The sequence below is a fragment of the Streptomyces thermoalcalitolerans genome, from assembly GCF_039525155.1.
Taxonomy (GTDB): Bacteria; Actinomycetota; Actinomycetes; order Streptomycetales; family Streptomycetaceae; genus Streptomyces; species Streptomyces thermovulgaris.
Genome location: NZ_BAAAHG010000062.1, coordinates 1 through 17,750, shown reverse-complemented (window position 1 = coordinate 17,750; position 17,750 = coordinate 1). Strand labels below are relative to the sequence as shown.

Below are 17,750 nucleotides of genomic sequence, written 5' to 3'. Positions count from 1 at the left end.
GCGCGGTTCGTTGCGCGATCAATGATTGCCGATCGTACACACGGCGCGGACCAGGCCGATCGTCCATTTCTGAACCATGGCCGAAAACATTCAGGGAAAGACTCGGAACGGCCAATGGAGGGGGTTCCGCCGACCTCGTCGTGATACCTCTCTGTGTGATCCGAAGGAAATCTCCGGAGGGAAACCAGTTGTCGCTCACCGTGGGGTCCGGCCGCCACCGTCTTCGTATCCTCACGCCCGCCAGCGATGTGTCCGAAATTGCCGAATTAGCCGGTGGAAAGGGCAGGAACCTGCATGCGCTGACCGCATCCGGTTTTCACGTGCCGAGCTGGTCGGTGATCGGCCTGGACGTCTTCGCGGAATTCGCTCGTGGCAGCGGACTGGACGAGCGCCTGGCGGCCCTGCCGGCTCTGCCGGCCGACGGCCCGGACGACGACGGGCGCGGGATCCGCGAGGCCGCCGCCGGCATCGCCGCACTGATCGAGACGGCGCCCCTCGACGAGCGCGTCACCGAGGCCATCGCCCTGGCCTATGCGCAGGTCGGCGGCGGCCTGGTGGCCGTCCGCTCGTCCGGCGCCCAGGAGGACGGCACGGAGCACTCGTTCGCCGGCCAGTTCGACAGCTTCCTCAACATCCGCGGACTCGACCAGGTCGTCGCCCACGTCCGCCGCTGCTGGGCCTCGGGATTCTCCGAACGGTCCCTGCACTACCGCGCACAGCGCCGGCTGCCGCCGGACACCGGCGGTGTCGCGGTCGTCCTGCAGCGCATGGTGCCCGCCGAGCGCAGTGGCGTCCTGTTCACGGCCGACCCGGCCACCGGCCGCGACGACCGCCATGTGGTCAGTGCCGTCCACGGACTGGGGGAGGGGCTGGTCTCCGGCGCGGTCGACGCCGACACCGTGGTCCTGGACGCCGCCACCGGCGAGGTGCTGAGCACCGTGATCGGCGAGAAGAAGGAACGTTACGACGCCGGTGACGGCCCCGGCTGCACGGTGTCACCGGTCGCCCCCGAGGACCGCGAGGCCCTGTGCCTGACCGCCGAGGACCTGGCCCGGCTGCACCAGGCCGGTCTGCGCATCACGGAGCACTACGGCACCCCGCAGGACATCGAGTGGGCGATCGCGGACGGCACCCTGTGGATCCTGCAGAGCCGGCCGGTCACCGCCCTCGGCCGCCCGTCCGGCACCGGAGCGGGACACAAGGAGCCCGAGGGGGAGGAGCGGCTGTGGGACAACTCCAACATCATCGAGAGCTTCGGCGGCGTCGTCTCCCCCCTCACCTACAGCTTCGCCGCCGACACCTACGCCAAGGTGTACGAGAGCTACGCCCGCGCCCTGGGGGTCAGGGGCGACCGGCTGCGCGAGGTCCAGGAGTGGACCCCGTACCTGCTCGGCTACTTCCACGGGCGGGTCTACTACAACCTGTACCACTGGTACCGCATGGTGCGCCTGGCGCCGCTGTATCCGCTGAACCGCCGTGTGCTGGAGAGGGCGCTGGGCGTCTCGGAGAGCATTTCCGACGAGTGCGCCGACGCCCTTCACCCTTTTACCCCGCAAACCGGGCTGCGCGGCTGGTTCTCCCGTCTCTCCCGGACGGTGATCTTCACCAGAAGGTTTCTGACCGTCCGGAAATCCATGGAGGCCTTCCACCGGGATTTCTACCGGGCCTACGAGGTATTCGACAACGTCGACTACGACGCACTGCCCGGTGACGAGACCTACCGGCGTTTTCGCAGGCTGCAGAGGGAACTCATCGAAAAATGGGGCCCGATGCAGGTCCTGGACGCCACGGTCCTGCTCTCCGTCGGCGTCCTGGCGCTCCTGACCCGCAGATGGCTGCCGGACGCCCCCGACTGGCTCACCTGGGCCGCGGCCGCACCCGACGGTCCCGTCGAGTCCGCCGAACCGGCCCGGGCCCTGGCCGACCTGGCGGCACGAGTGCGGGCCGACGACGAGGTACGGCGCCTGCTGGAGCGCACCGACGACGCCGACGCCCACCGGGCGCTGCGCGAGGCCGGCCACACCGACATCCTGGCCGCCGTCGACGCGTATGTCGCCGCCTACGGCTACCGCAGCCCCGACGAACTCAAGCTGGAGGTGCCCGACCTGCGGGAGAACCCGGCCGGGCTGTTCACCCTGCTGCGCGAGGCACTGCCGGACACCCCCAGGGACACCCCCGGCGGCCGGGGCGAGGAGGCCGACGCCTACCTCGACCGGAGGCTGCGCGGCCCCCGCCGCTGGGTGTACGAGCGGGTGCGCCGCAAGGCGCGGGCCGCGCTCGCCGACCGCGAACGGCTGAGGTTCTGCCGCACCCGTGCCTTCGGCGCGGCCAAGCGCATGCTGCGCGCGATGGGCCGCGACCTGGCCCGCGCCGGAGCCATCGACTCCTGGAGCGATGTGTTCATGCTGAGGCTGGAGGAGGTGCGGGACGCCTACGAGGGCCGGATCGCCCACACCGAGCTGAGGCACCTGGCCGCACTGCGCCGCAGACAGCTCGCCGCCGACGCCGCACTGCACGCCCCGTCCCGCTTCACCACCCGCGGCGCCCCCTACTGGTCGGGCAATCTGGAACGGGCCGGCTGGACCAGCGGCCCCGCCGCCCGCAGCGGTGTCCGTGAACTGCGCGGCACCCCCTGCTGCCCCGGGGTCGCCGAAGGACCCGCGGTGGTCACCGACAGCCCGCGCGAGATCGGCGGCGGCATCCTGGTCGCCTACCGCACCGACCCCGGCTGGGTGCCCGCGCTGTCCTCGGCCGCCGCCGTACTCGTCGAACGCGGCAGCCCCCTGACCCATGTGGCCGTGGTGGCACGGGAGCTGGGCATCCCGACCGTGGTCCAGGTCAAGAACGCCACCACCGAGATCCGCACCGGCACCCTGCTGCGCGTGGACGGCGCCGCGGGGACGGTCACCGTACTCGCCGACCCCCCGGCCGACGACACCGCCGACGGGCCGGGCGGGCACCCGGACAGCTGAAGGACGGAGAGACATCCGTGATCCTCACCGAGGACCGACTGCACCGCCTGCTCGACAAGTCCCTCGCCGAACTGTCGCTTCCGACAGCAGACTTCGCCGTGGTGCTCGAAGGCTCCATAGCGGAGGGGTTCGGCAACCCCTCCTCCGACATCGACTTCCTGCTCATCAGCCCGGGCGACGAAGAGCTGCCGACCATGCCGTCGCTGCTCTTCGTCGACGGCCGCCGGGTGGAGATCCGCACCCGCTCGAGACGTCAACTGGCCGACCAGTTCCGCACCCTGGAAAAGCAGGCCGCACGCCCCGGACGGCTCGACGAGGACCTGCTCAACCGGTGCCAGCGGCTGCTGCACAGCCACCCGTTGCGCGGCCACGCCCTGGTCGACGAGGTCAAGGCACTCATGCCCCGCGAGCGGTTTTGCCGCATCGCCGCCGACTGGTGGGCCCACCGGGCCCGCCAGTGCCTGCGGCACGCACTGGCGCTGCTCAGCCTCGGCCGGACCGACGAGGCCGTCGACTGGAACCGCGCCGCACTCGTCCAGACCGTCAAGGCATGGGCGGCCGGCCGGGGCGAGACCTATCTGGAACCCAAGTGGCTGCCCCTGCAACTGGACCGCGCCGGCCGGTTCGACGTGCGCGACCGGTACGAGGAACTGCGCTTTGCGACCCCCGCCCCCGGCGACCCCGGCGCAGCCCGCGCCCACCTGTCGGCCTGCCTCGCCTTCGCCACCGGCCTCGGCCTGACCGGCGTGACCGCCGACCCCGGACGCCTCACCGTCGAACGCGCCGCCGGAGTGACCACCTGGCAGACCGGCGAACGGGTCCACGTCATCCGCCGGCGCCGCGAGGTGTTCGCACTCGGCGACCGCGCCGGAGCCGTCTGGCGCAGCCTCGTCCCGGGCCGCTCACTGCCCGGCACGCTCACCGCCGCCGAGCACGCCGCCGGCACCGACCCCGGTCCGCTGCTGGCCGCGTTCTGGCGCTACGGACTGATCCGGCTGGCCTGGAAGGGCGGCGGCACCGTCACCGCGTCACTGCCGCTCGCCGCGCCGCCCGGCCCCGTCACCCCACCGCCCTCCACCGCACAGCCGCTGCTGTCGGTGGCCGGAGCGGCCGTCAGCGGCCCCGACGCCATCGACCTGATGCCGCTGCCCGCCGACCGGTTCGCCGCCGCCACCATGGCCCTGGTGTGGTCCAACGTCGTCGTCGAGAACGCCCTCGAGGACCTCACCGGCGCCCTGCGGCAACAGCAGTGGCCGGTCGCCGAACTCACCGCCCGCCGCGCCGTGCACGCCGCGCTGCGCGGCCTGTTCAGCGCCCACGGCGTCCACCCGCTGCCCGCCGACTGCGACCTCGTGCACCGGATGGACCTGCTGCCGGCGGCCACCGAGCCGATCCGCGTCCGCGCCGGGGAACTGCTGCGCCGCACCATCGACTCGCCCGAGCGCGGCGAGACCGCCCTCGCCGACCTGCGCGCCTTCGTCACCCTGGTGCGCGACACCGCGGGCGCCGACGCCTTCCCCCTCTGCTTCGACTCCGCCGACGACTGGCGGGCCACCTTGGAACTCGGCCACGACTGGCTGCGCATCGGAGCCCACCTGGACGCCCAACTGCCCATCGAGGAGGCCCGCGACCTGCTCGCCGGCCACGGCGCCCAGCCCCACCAGAGCGGATGACCCCCAGCCCCCAGGAGGACCGACCGATGGCCGACACGATGACGGTGCTGGTCACCGGAGCCAGCGGCCTGGTGGGCGCGGAGACGACCGCCCGGCTCACCGCCGCGGGCCACACCGTGCTGGCCCTGCTGCACCGCAGGACCGGCCTCGTCCGCAACGACGGCACAGCACTCACCCCCGGGCCCGGCACCCTCGTCCCGGTCACCGGCGACATCACCCGCCCCGGCCTCGGGCTCGCCGACGACGACCGGCACCTCGTCCAGACCGCCGACCGGATCGTGCACTGCGCCGCCGTCACCGACTTCGGACTGCCCGAGGAGCAGTACCGGAGCATCAACGTCTCCGGCACCCGGCACGTCCTCGACCTCGCCCTCGCCCACCGCACCCCGCTCGTGCACGTCAGCACCGCCTACATCTGCGGAGAACGCGACGGCACCGCCTACGAGGACGAACTCGACATGGGCCAGCCCCTCGGCAACGGCTACGAGCGGAGCAAACTGACCGCGGAGACCCTGGTCCACAAGGCCGCCGCGGAGGGCCTGCCGGTCGCCGTGGTACGCCCCGGCATCATCACCGGCGCCGCCCGCACCGGCCGTATCCGCGACTTCAGGACCATCTACCCGGTGCTCAAGGTCTTCACCAGAGGCCTGGTGCGCAGCGCCCCCGGCCACTACGACGCCGTGCTCGACCTGGTCCCGGTCGACCACGTCGCCGACCTGGTCGCCGAGGCCGCCCTCCGCTTCGCCGACGCCGAGGGCCGCACCCTGCACGCCGTCGGCCACGAGCTGACCCTGCGGGACTTCTCCGACGTCCTCGCCGCGTACCCGTCCTTCCAGGTGCCGCGGTTCGTCCCCCCGTCCCTGTTCTCCGCATCGGCCCTGCCCGACCGCGAACGCCCCTACTACGACCGCGTCATCGCCCTCTACGACACCTACTTCCGCCGGCGCGTCCACTTCGACGACACCCAGGCCACCGCCTTCGGCAGCCGCCGGCCGACCGCACGCGGACGCACCTATCTGCGCCGCCTCCTCGACCACTGCCTCCGGACCGGCTACCTCGGCGCGCCCCCGCCCAGGGAGCCGGCCGCCCGCCGACCCCACGGGAGCCCCCAGTGACCCACCTCCCCGACCACCCCGGGCCCGAGCACGGCATCGCGGTGCCGCCCCTGCTCACCTGCCACCCCGCCAAGCAACGGCTGTACGGCGCGGACACCTACTACCAGGAAGCCCACGAACAGCTCGCCGCCCTCACCGACGACGTCACCGGCTTCGCCTGGCACCACGCCGCGCTGCTGCTGAAACCGGACGCCGTGGTGGCACGCAGACTGGAGGCGGCCGTCGAGTGGCTGGCCGAACAGGACTTCCGGATCGTGGGCGCGGCGATCACCCGCCTGACCCGCACCATGATCCGTGCCCTGTGGTACTTCCAGTGGAACCTCGCCACCCCCTACCGCAGACGGCTCGCCGCGCTCTTCCTCGAGGACGCCGACGCCCTCGTCCTCGTCGTCCGCCCCGGCCGCGCCCTCGACATCCCGGCCTCGGTGGAACTCACCCGGCTCAAGGGCCCCACCGACCCCGGCGCACGAGTGCCCGGCCAGCTCCGCCACCGCCTCGGCCGCTACAGCTATCTGCTCAACCTGGTCCACACCCCCGACGAACCCGCCGACGTCCTCAGGGAGCTGGCCGTCCACTTCGACGACACCGAACGCGACCGCCTCTTCCGGTCCGCACTGGAGGGCGAGGACCGCACCGGCCACGCCCTGAAGCTGGCCGGCCGGCTCCACGCCGCCACCAAGCCCCGCGAACTCGACTTCGAACCCGCCCTCGAACGGCTGCGCCAGGCCGTGGCGCACCGCCTCGGCCCCGACAGCACCGCCGACCCGCGCCGGCTCCTGGAGGAGGCCTGGAGGCGGGGAGTCGACCTGGACCCCTGGGACACCGTCATCGTCGGCTCCACGGTGCTCCCCATGCGGCAGCCCGGCCGCGCCCCGGTGCTGGACGGCGCGGACGCCGGCACATGGCGCCGCCACCTGGCGGCCCTGGGCGCCACGGCCCCGTGAGAACGGCTCTGTGAGGACGGCTCTGTGAGGACGGCCCCGTGAAGACGGCCCCGCGAAGGAGGAACACCCCCATGCAGTTCACCAGGACCCTCCCGAAGGAACTGGTCCACCGGGCCGCGATCGCCGAGGTCTTCCTGACCGACGCGAAACGCACGGGCGAGGACGAGGTGCTGCTCGCCGCGCAGCTTCCCCGCCTGCACGCCTTCCACGACGACACCCTCGCCCCCCGCACCCACCACGACCCCTTCCTGGTGCTGGAGGCGTGCCGGCAGGCCATCTTCGTCGTGGCCCACCGCTACCTCGACGTACCGCTGGGCCACAAGTTCCTGCTGCGCGCGGTCGAGTCGGACGTGCCCGACCTGACCGCCCTGACGACCGGGACCACCCCCACCGAGGCCGTCATCGCCGCCCGCATCGAGGAACGGCTGCACAGCCGGTCCGGGATGACGGGACTGCGGCTGGCCTTCACCGTGACCGTCCGCGGACGTCCCGCGTTGTCCGCCCGCATCGACTACTCCTGGATGCGGCCGCAGGACTGGGACCGGCTGCGGGCCGGGCAGCGCAGTGCGCTCGGCCTGTCCCGGCCGCCCGTCGCACCGCTGGGAGGACCGTGCGCCGCCGCCGCCGCGGTGGGCCGCCGCGACCCCGCCAACGTGGTCATCTCCCCGCCGCGCCCCACGGGCGACGGCGGGAGCGAGGCCCGCCTGGTCGTCCGGACCACGCACCCGACGCTGTACGACCACTGGGTCGACCATGTGCCCGGCATGCTGGAGCTGGAGGCATGCCGCCAACTGGCCCTGACCGCCGCCGTGGCCTCGGGCACGCTGCGTGCGCCCACGGCGCTGCCGGTCGGCCTGTCCGCACGGTTCCACCGCTTCGCCGAGATGGACCTGCCCCTGGTGTGCCGCACCGCCCCGGTGCTGCCCGGAGCAGGCGTGGAGTGCACTCTGCACCAGCTCGGCACCCCGGTGGCCGAGGCCCGCATCGGCTTCGCCGACCGGGACGGGGACACAGCCGGCCTGGCCGGCGCCGGGGGCACGGCACCGGGCCGCATGCCGAGAACGGGGAGGACGGTCCTGACATGAGCACCGTCGCCGTGTCGCGGGTGCCCGCCCGGCTGGCCCGCTTCGTGCTCCACATGTTCCGGCCCTGGGTCTACGCCACCTACGGGCTGCTGTGGACCCTGGCCCTGGAGTCCTCCGCGGTGTCGCTGACCGGCACGCCCTGGCGTCCGGCGGCGGCCACCTGGGTGCGGGTGGTGAGCGTGATCCTGGCCCTGCTGTTCCTGCGGATGCTGGACGAGCAGAAGGACCTCGCGTACGACCGTGTGCACCACCCGGACCGGCCGCTGGTCACCGGCGCGATCACCGCCGCCGAACTGCGCGGCGGCATGGCCGCCCTGACCGCCGCCGTCACGGGCCTGAACGCCGCGCTGTCGTCGGCGGCCGTGCTGCTGATCCTGTCGGCCCTCGGCTACGCGCTGCTGCTCGCCGCCCTGGAACACCTGTCGGCGGCGCTGCGCGACCGGCAGCTGCTCGATCTCGCGGTCACCTGTCCGGTGCAGGTGCTGCTCGGGGCGTATGTGTACGGGTCGCTGGCCGCCGCCGGGACCGTCGCGGCCGACTGGCGCGGGGGAGTGCTGCTGGCGCTGTGCGTCTGTGTGCTCCTGCACTACGAGTTCGCCCGCAAGACGGCCTGGGAGACACCGCCCGGAGCACGCCTGTACTCGGCCGGGCTCGGCCCGCGGCGCAGCGCGGTGGTCACGGCGGCCTTCGCGGCGGGGGCGGTCGGCTGCCAGATCGTCCTGTTCCTTCCGGACGGCCCGGCCGGGCTGCTGCCCTGCCTGGCAGCGGTGCTTCCGGCCTGGGGCCTGCGGCGGTTTTTGCGGGCGCGCCGCGGCGGCTGGCCGCTGCCGGCCGCGACGGGCTTCGTCGCGGGCACCCATCTCGCCCTGGTCGTGCGCGCGGTGATGCTGCCTTGACCGGCGGAGGATGAGGCGAGGGGATGGGGAGGGAATGAGGAGGGGATGAGGAGGCGGGGGACGACGCACGGAGCACGGCCCGCGCACCCCGCGCTGTGCGGGATTCCCGCCCCCGCGGCCTCCCGTGGACCCCGCGGCCCCCACGGATCCCGCGCCCCGGCGGCGGCTGCCGGGGCGATCAGGGCGTGAGGACCACCTTCTCGCAGCCGTCCTGCTTGTTCTTGAACAGCTCGTAGCCGTGCGGCGCCTCCGTCAGCGGCAGACGGTGGGTGATCACCCGGGTCGGGTCGATCTTCCCCCGCGCGATCAGCCCCAGCAGCGGTTTCATGTACTTCTGCACCGGGCACTGCCCGGCGCGCAGGGTCAGGGACCTGTTCATCCAGGCACCGGCCGGGAGCTTGTCCACGATCCCGCCGTACACACCGACGACCGACACCACGCCACCGCTGCGGCAGGACATGATCGCCTGGCGCAGTGCGTGCGGCCGGTCGCTCTCGGCGCGGGTGGCCTGCTTGGCGCGGTCGTACACCCGGACATGGGCGGCACCGTGCGTGGCCTCCATGCCCACCGCGTCGATGCACTTGTCCGGGCCGCGTCCGCCGGTCAGCTCCAGCAGAGCCGAACGCACGTCCACCTCGTCGAAGTTGACGGTGTCGTAGCCCTGTGCGGCGGCCATCTCGAGCCGGTAGGGCTCCTTGTCGATCGCGACGACCTTCTCGGCGCCCAGCGCCCGGGCGCCGTCCATCGCGAACTGGCCCACGGCACCGGCCCCCCAGACGGCGACGATCTCACCCTCCTGGATGTCGCACAGGTCGGCGGCCATGTACCCGGTGGGCAGGACGTCCGACAGGAACAGCACCTGCTCGTCGGTCAGGTCCGACTCGATCCTCAGAGCGTTGACGTCGGCGAACACCACACGGGCGTACTCCGCCTGCCCGCCGGCGAATCCGCCGGTCAGATGCGAGTAGCCGTAGATCCCGGCCGTGGGATGGCCGAAGAACCTCTCGGCGATCCCGGCGTTGGGGTTGGAGTTCTCGCAGCACGAGTACAGCTCGGCCCGGCACGCGGCACAGGCCCCGCAGGCGATCGGGAACGGCACGACGACCCGGTCGCCGACCCGCGGCCCGTCGTCGCCGAGGCCCGGTCCGGTCTCCACGACCTCGCCCATGAACTCGTGGCCCAGGATGTCGCCGTTCTGCATGGTGGGGACATGGCCGTCGAGCAGGTGCAGATCCGATCCGCAGATGGCCGTCGAGGTGACCTTGACGATGGCGTCGCGGCTGTTCAGCAGCGAGGGGTCGGGGACCTCCTGCACCTCCACCGAGTTCCGGCCCGTCCAGCAGACCGCCTTCATGACAGGGCCTCCCGCAGTCCGGCCGCCTCGGCCTCGGTCAGCGGTCGCGCCGGGCGCTGCGGGAACTCCCCGCGGGCCCGCTTGCCGCCGGGGGCACCCTCGGAGCGGACCACCTCGCCGGTCTCCACGACCTGCTTGAAGCGCCTGAGGTCGTCGTCGAGCTGCCGGCGCGGCTCCTCGCCGAACCAGCGGGCGACCGCCCTGCCGAGCGGGCCGGCGGGAAGGGCGTAGCGCAGGGTCGCACGAATCTCGGTGCCGCGCCTGCCGGGAGCGGGGGCGAAGCAGACCTCACCGGAGGTGTCGATGTCCGCGCCGTCCAGCGAACGCCAGGCGATCAGCCGCCCGGGGACGTCCTGGGTGAGCTCGGCGTCCCACTCGACCGTCCTGCCGAAGGGCGCGCCCGCCGTCCAGTGGCTGGTGCGGGGTCCGGTGACGCGTACGTCGTCGAGGTGCGCCATGAAGACCGGCAGCCGGTCGAAGCGGTGCCAGTGGTCGTAGGCCTCGTCGAGGGAGACGCCGACGGTGGTCGCCGCGGTCGCTTCCACCTCGGTGGTGGTGCGGGTCCGGGTCACGGCCGCGTAGACGTCCGTGGCCGTGACGAGGGCGGCGGCAGCGGTGGCGGCGGCCGTACGGCGCGTACCGCGGCCGTCGTGACGCACAAGAGCCCGGGCCAGCAGGGCCAGGTCCATGACGTCGCCGCCGACCCGGCCCCAGAGCCATGCGGGATGCGGCCGGGCCAGCAGTCCCGCCGCAGCGGTCAGTTCGCGGGCGCCGACCGCTGCGGTGGCCGCGCGGTGCCGGGGCGTGTCGTCCACTCCCAGCCCCCGGGCGAAACCGGCGGGATGCACGACCTGGGGCACACCGAGCAGCGCACTGGCCCAGCCGAGGCCGCGTACGAGCGGATCGTGCCGGAGATCGGAGGCGGAGCGGGTGTCTGTCTTCATCGGATGCTCCCGCGGGAATAGGGGGGACGGATCCGGGGGTGCGGGACGGACCCGAAGGTGCGGAAGAGAGGCCGACAAGGGCCGGGGTTTCCTGCCGGCCCGCCTTCAAACGGAAGCCCGGCCCGGTGCGGACGGGATCCGGCCCCGCACGCGTCACCCGGGCCGGCCGGGGAACCCGGTGACAGGGGTGCGGAAGGCGGCCGTCGCCGCGGCTGGAGGTGGCAGGCACGAGATGGACCGGCCGGGAGTGCGCCGCCCCGCCGGGCGACCGCCGGGTGATGCCCGTGAAGCGCTTGCGAGCGTGCTGGACGTCCTGCGGTCCGCCGCGTATGTCGTGGACGAGCAGGGACGCATCCTCGGGGCCAACACCCGGGCACAACGGCTGCTGGCCCGGCCCGCCGCACAGCTGGTGGGCCAGGACGCACACGACCTGCTGCACCGCGACCGGTACGGGGAGCACACGCCGAGGGCCCGGTGCCCGCTGCGCGAGGCCGCCCACGCCGGCCGTACGGTGCAGGAGGCGGGGGAGTGGTTCGCCCGCGGTGACGGGTCCCTGCTGCAGATCGTGTGGACGGTCGTGCTGTGCGACCTGGGCGACCGGTCCGCCGCACTCGTGCTCTTCCACCCCCACGATGCCGCCGGCCCGCCGGAGCGGGCCGGCGCGCCGCTCTCGGAGTTCGACCGGCTGACGCTGCTGGCCGAGGTCACGTCCCGGCTGGCCTCCGTCCGGGACATCGAGGAGGCGCTGCGCGGACTGATCCGTCTGCTGGTTCCCCGCCTGGCGGACTGGGCCGTGATCGACCTGATCACCGAACGTGACGAGGTGCGGCGCGTCGCCGTGGGCCACAGGGACAACGGCGCCCTGACGTACCGGGAGGACCTCCAAGGACCGATGCCGCCGGTGACGGAGGATTCACCTCTGCCCCTGTCCCGGGCCCTGCGGGGCGCGGCGCCCGCACTGTTCGGGCCGGAGATCTACCGGGAGCCGCAGGGCTCGGGCATCGCCGCCGCACAACGCCGTCTGTTCGAGGCGACGGGGATGCACTCGGCCGTCGTCGCGCCCATTCTCGGCCTGCGGGAGGTCCTCGGGGCCCTGACGCTGGGACGTTCCGCACAGCCGGAGCCGTTCACCGCGGCCGACGCCGCGCTGCTGGAGGACATCACGCGCCGGGTCGGCCTGGCTCTGGACAACGTACGCCTCTACCAGCGGCAGCGCACGGTCGCCGAGACCCTGCAGCGGCACCTGCTGCCGCAGCTGCCGCACGGGCTGGGGCTGGACATGACCGCCCGCTACCTTCCCGCGCCGGACGCCTCCGACGTCGGGGGCGACTGGTACGACGCCTTCACCCTGACCGACGGGGCCGTGGTTCTGGTCATCGGGGACGTCGTCGGCCACGACCTGGACGCCGCGGCGGGCATGGCGCAGCTGCGCAACATGCTCCGCGCCTACGCCTGGGCGCAGCAGCGGCCGCCCAGCAGGATCGTCACATGGCTGGACCAGGCGTCCATGCGCATCGCCGAAATGTCCATGGCCACCCTCGTCCTCGCCCGGGCGACGGTGACCGGCGACGGACAGTGGGAGCTGTCCTGGACCAACGCCGGCCATCCGCCGCCCCTGCTGATCACCCACGACGGCATGACCCGTTGTCTCACCGGCGGTGACGGCCTGCTCCTGGGCGTCGACCCCGGACAGGACCGCGCCGACGCGACCACTGTCCTGCCGTTCGGCTCGACCCTCCTGCTGTACACCGACGGACTGATCGAATCCCCCGGCCGCTCCCTGGACGAGGGGTTGCGCCGGCTGAGGCGGCATGCCGCCTCCCTGGTCCACCGCCCCCTGGAGTCCTTCGCCGACCACCTGCTCGCGCGGGTCCGCCCGCCCGGCAACGACGACGACGTGGCCCTCCTGGCCGTACGCGTCCCCCCGGCCCTGTCCCCCGCCGACGCGAAGGCGCCCCGCTCCCCGGAGCCCGGCAGACCGGTACGGCCGGATGCGTCCACCGAGGACTTCCGCGGCGGGTGACGGCGGACGCCGCCGACCACTTTGCGCCTTCGCGGCCACATCGGCGCGGAAGCGGGCCGGAAGGCTCCGACATGGCCTCGAACTGCGGGCTTTGCCCGCAGGGGAACAGCGCGCCCCCTCGACCGCTCCGTGCCGCTTCCCGGGGAGCGGACATCTCCGCTTCGAGCCGGAGCGTGCCGTGGGAACGGGAGGTGCACCGGACGAGTGACACCAGAGAACGTCCTTACCGGCTTGTCATCCCGGAATGTCCCGGTATTACCGGGCCGGACCGGCCGCCGGACCCGTGGAACGGACGGCACCGACGGCATCGACGGGCGTCGGCGACCGGCCCGGGGCGGGGCCCGGTCCGGCGCGCGAGGACACGGCGCCACCAGGCCGAAAGCCGACGCGGTGCCGTTCCCGCACGGTACACGGCTTCCCGTCCGGCGCTCATACTGAGGTGACTGCCAGTGCTCCACGGAAGGTGTCGATCGGCTGCCGTTCGGCATGCGCGCCTCACCGTCGTCAGGCGGAGCGGTGCCGTGCCCGGTGACCGGTTCCGTCCGGCTCCGCTCCTGGATCGAGCGGTGAAGGGAAGCCCTGATGGCGACGACCGTCGGTGTCGAAGAGGAGTACCTGCTGGTCGATGCGGCCACGGGCCTGCCGGCCGCACGCGAGGGCAAGGTACGTGTCACAGCCGGTCTGCAGCCTTTCGTCACGGCCGGGGAGGTGCAGCCGGAGCTGCTGCAGGCGCAGGTCGAGGTGGCCACCCCGGTGTGTGCCGAGCTGGGCGAGGTCGGCGGACACCTGCTGCGGCTGAGGCACGCCCTGGCGGGCGCGGCCGAGGCGCACGGCTGCCGGCTCGTGGCGAGCGGGACCCCGCCCTCCCACCAGGAGACGCCGCCGGTCACCGACAGCGCCCGCTACCGGGCGATGCAGCAGCAGGCTCCGCAGCTGGTGGCCGAGCAACTGGTCTGCGGCATGCACGTGCATGTGGCCGTGCCCAGCCGGCAGATGGGAGTGGAGGTGCTGAACCGGATCCGCGTGTGGCTGCCGACCCTCACGGCGATGTCGGCGAACTCGCCGCTCTGGAAGGGGCACGACACCGGATTCGCCAGCTGGCGCACAGTGATCTTCGACCGGTGGCCGGTCAGCGGCATACCGCCGCACTTCGCCGACGTGGAGGACTACGACCTGCGGGTCCAGCGGCTGCTGTCCACCCGCGTGATCTCCGACACCGGCCAGCTGTACTGGCAGGCCCGGCTGTCGGAGCGGTATCCCACGGTGGAGATCCGCTGCATGGACGTGCAACTGCGCGCCAGCGACGCCGTCATGCTGGCCGGCCTGGTCCGTGCCCTGGTGGAGACCGCGATGTGGGAGGCGGCCGCCGGTGTCCGTGCGGCGTGGTGCGCTCCGGAGCTGATCAGGACGGCGATGTGGCAGGCCGCCCGGCACGGGCTCAGCGGCGACCTGATCGATGTTCAGGGGCACCGCCGCCGCGCCGAGGACGTGGTGGGCCGGCTGCTGGACCATGTGAACTCCGCGCTGAAAGCGGCCGGTGATCTGCGGGAGGTGACCGCCGTCGTGCACCGTCTGCTGCGGGAGGGCACGGGCGCGGACCAGCAGCGCCAGGCCCTGCGCACCGGCGGACTCGACGCCGTCAACGACCTGCTGGCCTTCACCGACATCGGCGGCAGCCCGGAGAAGCGGCCGACGGTCTTCCCGCCCGCCAAGGGGAGCCTCCCCCTGCAGACCTTCGGCGGCGCCACGACCTAGACCCGTACGTGGCGGGTCACCGGTTCGGGGCGGGGCAGGTCACCGGTTCGGGCCGGGCGACGGACTACAGCGGCACGGTGAGTTGCGGGTGTTCGCCGTCCGGCGCCCGGCCGAGTGATCGCTGCATCAGCACGGTGTCGATCCAGCGGCCGTGCTTGTAGCCCACGGCGGTCAAGCGGCCGACCTCGGTGAAGCCGAAACGGCGGTGAAGCGCGAGGGAGGCATCGGTGCCGGTGTCGGCGATGACGGCGATCATCTGGCGTACATGGGTCCGGCCGCAGGCGGTCAGCAGGGCGCCCAGCAGCGCGGTGCCGAGGCCCTGGCCCGTCCGGTCGGGGGCGAGATAGACCGAGTTTTCGACAGTGTGCCGATAGGCGGGCTTGGAACGCCAAGGGGCTGCGTAGGCATAGCCCACGACGTCGCCGGACAGTTCGGCGACCATGAAGGGCAGACCGTGGGCGGTGAGGTCGTCGAGCCGCCGCTGCCAGACGGCCGGCGGTGGCGGGGTCTCCTCGAAGGTGATCACGGTGTGACGCACATAGTGCGTGAAGATCTCGGCCACGGCGTTCAGATCGGCCGGGACCGCCGGGCGGATCACTGACTCGAGGGCTGTCACAACGGCATGAGTGTAGGCCGGTGCTGCCCGGACACCGTTTCAGAGCTGTGGCCGGCGGGCTTGTGCGCCTTCGGTGCCGAGGAGTTCCTAGAGGAAGGAGTTTCTGAAGGAAGTGCCGTTCGGCCCCCGCACGGCGGCCGCCGTGCCGACCGCTCTCAGCACACCGTCCGGCCCCGCGGTGATGCTCGTCCCCGGGCTGATCCGGTCGAGGGTCGCCCGCAGCCACGCCCGGTCCTCCTCGTCGGCGGGCTCCAGCCGCATCCGCCGGGCGCGCAGCACCACCATGCGCACCTCCGTCAGCCGCCCCGTGTCCGCCTCGACGGAAGGGAGGTAGGCGATCCGCAGATCGTCGCGGTACTTCTCGTAGCCGGAGATGCCCTCGTAGTCGTCGATGAAGTCGCCGCAGCCGTAGAGGATCAGCCGGTCGCGGTACACCTCGACGGGACGGGGATGGTGCGAGGAGTGCCCGTGGACGACGTCGACACCGCCGTCGACCAGCGCGCGGGCGAAGCGGATCTGCTCCCGGGGGACGTGGTACCCCCAGTTGGATCCCCAGTGCACCGAGACGACCACGAGATCCCCGGGACGCCTGACCCGCCGTACGCGCTCGACGACCTCGGCGGCAGCCGCCGCCGTCGGCTCGGGGACATGGGCGACACCGGCCCGTTCCGCCGTCGCCGCCCAGCTCGGCGGGATGCCGCTGGACGTCATTCCCCGCGCGACCACCAGCACCCGGACGCCGTCCGCGACCGGGCACACCACCGGGGCGTACGCCTCCTCGGCGTCCCGGCCGGCCCCCGCCACCCGCAGCCCCGCGCCGCTGAGCACATCGAGCGTCTCCACAAGCCCCGCACGGCCGAAGTCGAGCGTGTGGTTGTTGGCGAGGACACAGACATCGGGCCGGGCCACCGCCAGGGCGGGCACATTGGCCGGGTGCATCCGGTAGTGGACCTCCTTGCCCGGGGCGAACGCGTCGGCGCACGTCACGGAGGTCTCCAGGTTCACGATCCGTACGTCCGGAGCGGCCTCCGCCGGCACCCGCAGGGCCTCGCCCCACGGCCACGCCGGAGGGACCGGCGCGGGAATCGGCCCGTTCACCGCCTCCGCCAGATCGACATAGGCCCGGGCGTCACGGATCCAGCCCTCCCGCAGAACGGGGTCGCCGGGGCAGGCGAGGATCTGGTCGACGCCACGCCCCAGCATCACGTCGCCGCACAGGAACAGCGTCACCACGCCGCCGCGCATGTTCTCACGGTAGTGGCCGCACGGCATTCCCTCGAACGCGCCCGCCGGCGGCCCGGCGGCCGGTCGGCCCGGTGCGGGGCCCTCTTCTTTTGGACAGGGGGACGGTGGCCGTAATGAGCCCTGTTGGAGGAGGGCGACAGCCGCGTACGGTCACTGCGCTCAGATGTGAAGGGCTGGTGAACATCGACGGAACAAGGTGACCGAGGTTCATGGGGACAAGGAGCCCGGAGAAGAGGAGAGTTCTGCATGGCTCGACCGAAGGTCCCGCTGATCTCGCGCCGCAAGGCGCTCGAGACGGCACTCGAGATCGTCGACACCGAGGGGCTCGATGCGCTGAGCATCCGGCGTCTGGGCGAGGCCCTCAACGTCAACGGCGCCTCCCTCTACCACCATTTCCGCAACAAGGACGAGATCCTGGCCGGTGTCACCCGGCTCGCGCTGGCCGATGCGGCGACCCCGCCCACCGGGAACGAGAACTGGAGGGTCTGGCTGACGCTCAGCGCCTACCGCATCCGGCAGGCGCTGATCTCCCACCCGGAGCTGATCCCGGTCATGCTGCGCCGCGCACCGCTGGGCCTCGGCCTGGAGGAGACCGAGGCGAATGCGAAGCGGCTGCGGGCCGAAGGTGTGCCACTGCCCATGATCGCCCCGCTGATGGAGGGCCTGGAACTGCTGGCGATCACCAGTGCGCTGCAGGAAATCGGCCAGAACGGTCTCCTCGAGGACGAGGACGGCGAGACCACCGCTCCGGTGCTGCACGCGGCCGTCGAGGCGCGGGGCATGAGCTCCGAGGAACTCTTTGAGGTGATGGCCTCCTCGATGATCTCGATCATCGAGAGCACCGTTCAACTGAAGGAGACCCGGCTCGCGGCCGAGCGGCTCGCCAAGGCATGAAGGGCCGGAAAGCCGCCGACGAGGAAGACGAAGAAAGCGGGCGCACCCACTCGAACACACCTCGCGCCCGGCGTACCGCGTCTGCGGTGCGCCGGGCGCGAGGTGTTCACGGGTTTCGCCCGCGGTCGGGTGCTGAGGTGTGGTCAGTCTTTGATGTCGCAGATGGGGGCGCCGGAGGTGAGGGCGGTGCCGACCTGGGCGGTGAGGTTGGTGACGGTGCCGGATTTGTGGGCG

13 protein-coding genes are annotated in these 17,750 nt (G+C 72.7%); 9 read left to right on the top strand and 4 right to left on the bottom strand.

Features of this window, described 5'->3' with window-relative positions; genetic code table 11:
* Positions 1 to 200 precede the first annotated feature (200 nt).
* The 6 genes from ABD224_RS25470 to ABD224_RS25445 all read left to right on the top strand — a co-directional run bounded on the left by ABD224_RS25470 (position 201) and on the right by ABD224_RS25445 (position 8,685).
* Positions 201 to 2,972 carry a phosphoenolpyruvate synthase gene (locus ABD224_RS25470; RefSeq protein WP_425581051.1) on the top strand — a complete coding sequence of 924 codons (2,772 nt, stop codon included), beginning with the start codon at positions 201 to 203 and terminating at the stop codon, positions 2,970 to 2,972.
* 17 nt (positions 2,973 to 2,989) lie between these two features.
* Positions 2,990 to 4,645: a nucleotidyltransferase domain-containing protein gene (locus ABD224_RS25465; protein WP_344053898.1), complete on the top strand. Its 1,656-nt coding sequence runs from the start codon at positions 2,990 to 2,992 to the stop codon at positions 4,643 to 4,645.
* Between the two features lie 26 nt (positions 4,646 to 4,671).
* Positions 4,672 to 5,760 carry an SDR family oxidoreductase gene (locus tag ABD224_RS25460; protein WP_344053896.1) on the top strand — a complete coding sequence of 363 codons (1,089 nt, stop codon included), beginning with the start codon at positions 4,672 to 4,674 and terminating at the stop codon, positions 5,758 to 5,760.
* Entirely contained in the window at positions 5,757 to 6,704 is a 948-nt protein-coding gene (locus ABD224_RS25455; RefSeq protein WP_344053893.1) for a nucleoside-diphosphate kinase, read from the top strand. The genes ABD224_RS25460 and ABD224_RS25455 overlap by 4 nt, the downstream gene beginning before the upstream one ends.
* Before the next feature lie 71 nt (positions 6,705 to 6,775).
* Complete coding sequence (locus ABD224_RS25450; RefSeq protein ID WP_344053890.1) at positions 6,776 to 7,789, top strand: ScbA/BarX family gamma-butyrolactone biosynthesis protein; 1,014 nt, start codon at positions 6,776 to 6,778, stop codon at positions 7,787 to 7,789.
* Positions 7,786 to 8,685, top strand: coding sequence for a hypothetical protein (locus ABD224_RS25445; RefSeq protein WP_344053888.1), 900 nt, complete (start codon positions 7,786 to 7,788; stop codon positions 8,683 to 8,685). The genes ABD224_RS25450 and ABD224_RS25445 overlap by 4 nt, the downstream gene beginning before the upstream one ends.
* 178 nt (positions 8,686 to 8,863) lie before the next feature.
* Here ABD224_RS25445 and ABD224_RS25440 read toward each other — a convergent pair whose 3' ends face one another.
* Together ABD224_RS25440 and ABD224_RS25435 are read right to left on the bottom strand one after the other, a co-directional pair.
* On the bottom strand, positions 8,864 to 10,039 hold the full coding sequence (locus ABD224_RS25440; protein WP_344053886.1) for a zinc-dependent alcohol dehydrogenase: 1,176 nt from the start codon (positions 10,037 to 10,039) through the stop codon (positions 8,864 to 8,866).
* On the bottom strand, positions 10,036 to 10,983 hold the full coding sequence (locus ABD224_RS25435) for an SRPBCC family protein (protein WP_344053884.1): 948 nt from the start codon (positions 10,981 to 10,983) through the stop codon (positions 10,036 to 10,038). The genes ABD224_RS25440 and ABD224_RS25435 overlap by 4 nt, the downstream gene beginning before the upstream one ends.
* 232 nt (positions 10,984 to 11,215) lie before the next feature.
* On the opposite strand from ABD224_RS25435, the gene ABD224_RS25430 reads away from it, so the two are divergent.
* Both ABD224_RS25430 and ABD224_RS25425 read left to right on the top strand, forming a co-directional pair.
* On the top strand, positions 11,216 to 13,006 hold the full coding sequence (locus ABD224_RS25430; RefSeq protein ID WP_344053882.1) for a SpoIIE family protein phosphatase: 1,791 nt from the start codon (positions 11,216 to 11,218) through the stop codon (positions 13,004 to 13,006).
* A 582-nt stretch (positions 13,007 to 13,588) separates the two neighbouring features.
* A complete protein-coding gene (locus ABD224_RS25425) occupies positions 13,589 to 14,761 on the top strand; it encodes a carboxylate-amine ligase (RefSeq protein ID WP_344053880.1) in 1,173 nt (390 codons plus the stop codon).
* Positions 14,762 to 14,825: 64 nt separating this feature from the next.
* Here ABD224_RS25425 and ABD224_RS25420 read toward each other — a convergent pair whose 3' ends face one another.
* Both ABD224_RS25420 and ABD224_RS25415 read right to left on the bottom strand, forming a co-directional pair.
* A complete protein-coding gene (locus ABD224_RS25420) occupies positions 14,826 to 15,377 on the bottom strand; it encodes a GNAT family N-acetyltransferase (protein ID WP_344053878.1) in 552 nt (183 codons plus the stop codon).
* A gap of 87 nt (positions 15,378 to 15,464) precedes the next feature.
* A complete protein-coding gene (locus tag ABD224_RS25415; RefSeq protein WP_344053876.1) occupies positions 15,465 to 16,622 on the bottom strand; it encodes a CapA family protein in 1,158 nt (385 codons plus the stop codon).
* Between the two features lie 246 nt (positions 16,623 to 16,868).
* Between ABD224_RS25415 and ABD224_RS25410 the strand changes: the two genes are divergently transcribed.
* Entirely contained in the window at positions 16,869 to 17,516 is a 648-nt protein-coding gene (locus tag ABD224_RS25410) for a TetR/AcrR family transcriptional regulator (protein WP_344053874.1), read from the top strand.
* Positions 17,517 to 17,750 lie beyond the last annotated feature (234 nt).